Origin of the sequence: Nocardioides aquiterrae (assembly GCF_039526625.1) — a bacterium.
GTDB lineage: Bacteria > Actinomycetota > Actinomycetes > Propionibacteriales > Nocardioidaceae > Nocardioides > Nocardioides aquiterrae.
In genome coordinates this window covers 132661-136863 of sequence record NZ_BAAAJE010000023.1, presented here as the reverse complement: position 1 = coordinate 136863, position 4203 = coordinate 132661, and the positions used below count along the sequence as shown (strand labels likewise).

The 4203-nt window shown below is 79.2% G+C and carries 5 protein-coding genes; all 5 read right to left on the bottom strand.

The annotated features are described in order from the left end of the window. Positions 1-1799: TPM domain-containing protein (locus tag ABD086_RS19835; RefSeq protein WP_343909415.1), on the bottom strand; the 1799-nt coding region annotated here is incomplete at its 3' end. A gap of 36 nt (positions 1800-1835) precedes the next feature. Further along, a complete protein-coding gene (locus ABD086_RS19830; RefSeq protein ID WP_343909413.1) occupies positions 1836-2030 on the bottom strand; it encodes a ferredoxin in 195 nt (64 codons plus the stop codon). Continuing rightward, on the bottom strand, positions 2027-3268 hold the full coding sequence (locus ABD086_RS19825) for an NADH-ubiquinone oxidoreductase-F iron-sulfur binding region domain-containing protein (RefSeq protein ID WP_343909411.1): 1242 nt from the start codon (positions 3266-3268) through the stop codon (positions 2027-2029). The genes ABD086_RS19830 and ABD086_RS19825 overlap by 4 nt, the downstream gene beginning before the upstream one ends. Continuing rightward, entirely contained in the window at positions 3265-3870 is a 606-nt protein-coding gene (locus ABD086_RS19820) for a hypothetical protein (RefSeq protein ID WP_343909409.1), read from the bottom strand. The genes ABD086_RS19825 and ABD086_RS19820 overlap by 4 nt, the downstream gene beginning before the upstream one ends. Next, positions 3867-4203 (bottom strand): FAD:protein FMN transferase (locus tag ABD086_RS19815; protein WP_343909407.1); only part of this gene is annotated, 337 nt, incomplete at its 5' end. The genes ABD086_RS19820 and ABD086_RS19815, both read right to left, overlap by 4 nt.

The following is a 4203-nucleotide window of genomic DNA, read 5'->3' as shown; positions in this document are numbered from 1 at the left end:
AGCTGGAGGAGCGGCGCCCGCTGCTGGCGGGCCCGCCCGCCGAGCGCCCGGGCCGTGGCGTCGAGCCCGGCGACCTCGGGCGCGGGGTCCAGGAAGGACACCGCCTGGGGGTTGGCGGTCATCCGGTCCGCGACCCCGGCGGCCTCGGCGGCCAGCCGGTCGGCGTCGAGCGGGAGGGCGGTCACCAGCGCGGCCAGCTCGGCCTCGCGGGCGCCGGCCGCGGCCGCGTCGGCCGCGACCTGGTCGGCGGCGGTCGCGGCACCGTCCAGCCCGTCCCGGGCGGCGCGGAACTGCTGGACCTCCATCGAGGCGTTGCGGCGCACCTGCGCGAGCGTGTCGTCGAGCCGGGCCCGGCCGGCCGCCGCGGCGTCCACCCGCTCGCGCACGCCGGCCAGGCAGGTGGCGTCGTACGTCGACTCGAGGTGGCCGACCGTGACCCGCGCGTCGGCGATCGCGGCGTCGAGGGTGCCGGCGCGCCGCTCGAGGGCGGCCAGGTCGGTCGCGAGCGCGGCCCGGTAGTCGTCGAGGCCGGTCAGCCAGGACTCGTGCGCCGCCAGGGCGTCCGCGGCGGCCGCCAGCCGCCGGGCGGCGTCCCCGAAGTGGAGCTGGGCGCCGAGGGCCTCGGCGTCGCGGGCGCCCTGCTCGGCCGCGGCCGGGGCGCCGTCCTGCTCGCCGGTCGCGTACCCCTCGGACTGGCGGCGGTCGATCAGCGCGCCGACGCGGCGGGCGGACTCGCGGAGCTCGGCCACCCGGGCCGGGAGCCGGTCGCGCACCTCCTCGAAGGCCGCCACGGCGGCCTCGACCGCGTCCAGCTGGGCACGGGCCGCCGTGAGCGCGGCGGTCGCCTCCCGCACCGGCTGGACGCCGGCGGTCGCGCCGTCGGCGTCCAGGTCCGGGAGCCGGTCCACGGCGTACGCCTGGGAGAGATCGAGGTACGTCGCCGAGGCCTGCTCGAGCGCGGCGGTCGCCGCCCGGTGGTCGGCGCGCACCTGGAGCACGGTCGCGTCCTGGACGTCGGGCAGCGACGCCACCCGCGCGTCGACGTACTCCCGGCCCTGGTCGAGCTCCATCCACGCGGCGGCCATCTCGTCGGTCGCCCCGGCGAGGGCCCGGCGCGCCGCGGTCGTCGCGCGCCGGCGGCGCAGCAGGACGACGAGGCCCCAGGCCAGCAGAGCCACGGCGACCAGGGCGGCGAGGACGGCGAGCACCGGCCCGGCCGGGGTGGGCTGCGTGCCGTCCGGTGCCGGGTCCACGACGGTCGGGACGCCACCGCCTCCAGCACCGCCGCCCTGGTGGTGCCCGCCCCCGCCGGTGCGGTGCAGGGCCTTCTCGTAGATCCCGAGCCCGGCCACCATGCCCTGCGTCCACCGGCCGTTGGCGAAGCTCGGGCCCATCCCGTCGACCTCGGCGTGGTCCCGGGCGCGCTCGAACCGCTGCAGCCCGGCGCCGTCGTAGTGGCTGGCCAGCTGGCGGTCCTCGGTCGCCACGGCGAGGACGAGCAGCGACCGGTCGCCTCCGGGCCGGAAACCCCAGCCGCCGCACCGCGACCGGGCGTCGCGCACCACGTCGTACAGGTCCGTGCCGTCGGTGGTGCGGTAGGTGAGCACCTTGACCACCACGTCGTCGCCGAAGCCGGCCGCGGCCCGCTCGACCCGGGCGACGTCGAGCACGCCGGCGGTGTCCGCGACGACGGTGCGCGAGCAGAGGTCGACCGCGGCGCTCGCGGGCGCGGTGGGGGCGAGGAGGGACGCGACGACCAGGGCCGTCAGCGCACCCGAGAGGACGGAGAGCCTGCGCATGGCGCACATCCTGCCCCCAGGACGGCGCCGGGCGCCTCAGTCGCGCACGAGCCGGAGCGCCAGCGCCGGGCAGGCCGAGACCGCGCGGCGGGCGTGGCGCAGGGAGGACGGGACCACGGCCGGGTCGCGGACGACCGGGTAGCCGTCCGGGTCGGAGTCGATGTTCTCCGGCAGCAGCAGCGCGCACAGCGCGTGGCCGTCGCAGCGCGTCCAGTCGACCTCGACCCTCATCGCGGGCCGTCCTCGTCGAGCGGCAGCACGCCCAGGTACGGGCGGCCGCAGCCGCCGCGCCCGAGGTGCGCGCCCAGCTCGGCGGTCATCGCGCTCAGCGCGCTCGCGACGAACGCCGCGGTGCCGTCCGGGTGCGCGCAGGCACCCCGGCGGACCAGGCCGCGGACCCGGGCGGCGACGTCCGGGGCGGGCCGGCCGTGCAGGATCGTGGCGACGTCGCGGGCCACGGCGGCGGTGCCGAAGAGGCACGGCCCGCACTGGCCGGCCGACTGCCGGGCCAGCCAGGCCGTCACGGCCGCCACCTCGGCCAGCGCGCAGCCCGACTCGGGCAGCCGCGCCACGACCCCCGCGTTGAGGGGCACGCCCGCCTCCCGCAGCGCGGGGCGGCTGACGCGCAGCCCGCGCAGGTCGGGGACCCAGTGCCCGTGGTAGCCACCGACCAGCACCGGGCCGGCCGAGCCGGGCAGCAGGGCGTCGAGGGGGAGACCGGTCGGGACCTCGGCGACGCCCGGGGCCGGGACGTCGCCGAGGAGCGTGAGGAGCGTCGTCCCGGGCTCGGCGGGCTCGCCGACCCCGGCGTACGTGCGCACGCCGAGCGAGACCAGCAGCGCCAGCTGGGCGAACGTCTCGACGTTGCTCGCGAACGTCGGGTGCCCGTGCAGGCCGCGCACGGTCGGGAGGATCCGGTGTCCGGGCGGGACGGCGGGCCGCCCCTCGAGCCCGCTCAGCACCGCCCGGACCTCGCCGGACACGAACCGCGCCGGCTGCAGCCGGACCGTCACCCGCTCCGGGTGCGGCTCGGCCCGGCGCCGCTCCTCGAGCGCCTGCACGAGCGAGGCGTGCGCGGCGCCGTCGTGGACGGCGATCGTGACCCGCCGGGTCTTCAGGGCCCGGGCGGCGACCAGCGCGCCGTCGATCACCAGGTGCGGGACCAGGGTCATCAGCGTCCGGTCCTTGCGGCTGGCCGGCTCGCTCTCCGAGCCGTTCACGACGACCTCGACCCCCGAGCCGGTGGGCATCCCGGCCAGCTTCGTGGAGACGGGGAACGCCGCGCCGCCGCGGCCGAGCAGCCGGACGGCGGCGGTCTCCTCGACCAGCGCCGCGCGGGTGCGGTGCTGCTGGGCGCCGTGCAGGCCGCGGTGGGTGGCCAGGTCGGTGCGCTCGCCGCGGGTGGCGCCGGCGAGCAGCCGGGCGGAGCCGTACGCCGTCGGCGCGGTCGGTGCGTGCAGCGTGGTCACGACGGCCGCCCCGCGAGCCGGTGGCTGTGCCGGGTGGCGGCCAGCGGACCGGCCGCGTGCTCCTCCTCGGCGCTGAGCCGGGCCCAGACCGCCCCGAGGACGGTGAGCAGCGAGCCGCCGTACAGGAGCCAGGCCCAGCCGGTGCCGGTGTCGGTCCCCGAGAACACGCCGTGCGCCATGGCCAGCGGCCAGGCGAGGTAGGCCAGCGCGTGCACCGGCCGCCACCAGCGGGCCGCGGACGGCGAGCTCGCGAGCCGGCCCCGGACGGCCCCGGTGAGGGCGACGACGGCGAAGCAGTAGACGGCCAGCGTGCCGAGCCCGACGGCCCAGCCGCGGTAGCCGGCGGTGAACGCCACCAGCGCGCCCGACACGGTGATCGCGACGTGGCTGTCCAGGACGAGCAGCACCCCGTGCAGCGCGAGCAGCGCGAGCGTGACGACGGCGGCCGAGCGGTGGGCGAGCTGGAGGAGCAGCCGGGACTCGCGGCGGCGCAACCGGGTCTCGGGCGACGAGCCCGACGAGAGCGCGCCCAGCGAGACCGCGGCGGTCGCGCCGATCAGCGCCATGAACCCGGCGGCCCGGGCGAGGAACCAGAGCGTCATGCCGCCCGCTCCTCGCCGGGCCACGGCCCGACCGGCCGGACGACTCCCTCGTCGTCGACGAGTCGGGCCGCGACCCCGGCGAGGCCGAGGCGCGCCGCGGCGGAGCGGCCCCAGACCAGGGCGGCGGTGCTGTACGTGTTGGCCTCCACGCAGGTCGGCGCCCAGACGGTCGCCGTGCGGAGGCCGCCGTCGGTGGGGGCGCCGGTGCGCGGGTCGATCACGTGGTGCGCCGGGCCGGCGGCGGTGCGCCAGCGGCGCGCGGCCGTCGAGGACGTGGCCAGGCCGCCGTGGGTCAGCCCGACCAGCTCGCCGGCACCGTCGGCGACCTCGGCG

Coding starts and splice junctions, on each gene's coding strand:
- ABD086_RS19830 (WP_343909413.1), bottom strand. CDS start 2,030: ATGAGGGTCGAGGTCGACTGGACGCGCTGCGACGGCCACGCGCTGTGC.
- ABD086_RS19820 (WP_343909409.1), bottom strand. CDS start 3,870: ATGACGCTCTGGTTCCTCGCCCGGGCCGCCGGGTTCATGGCGCTGATC.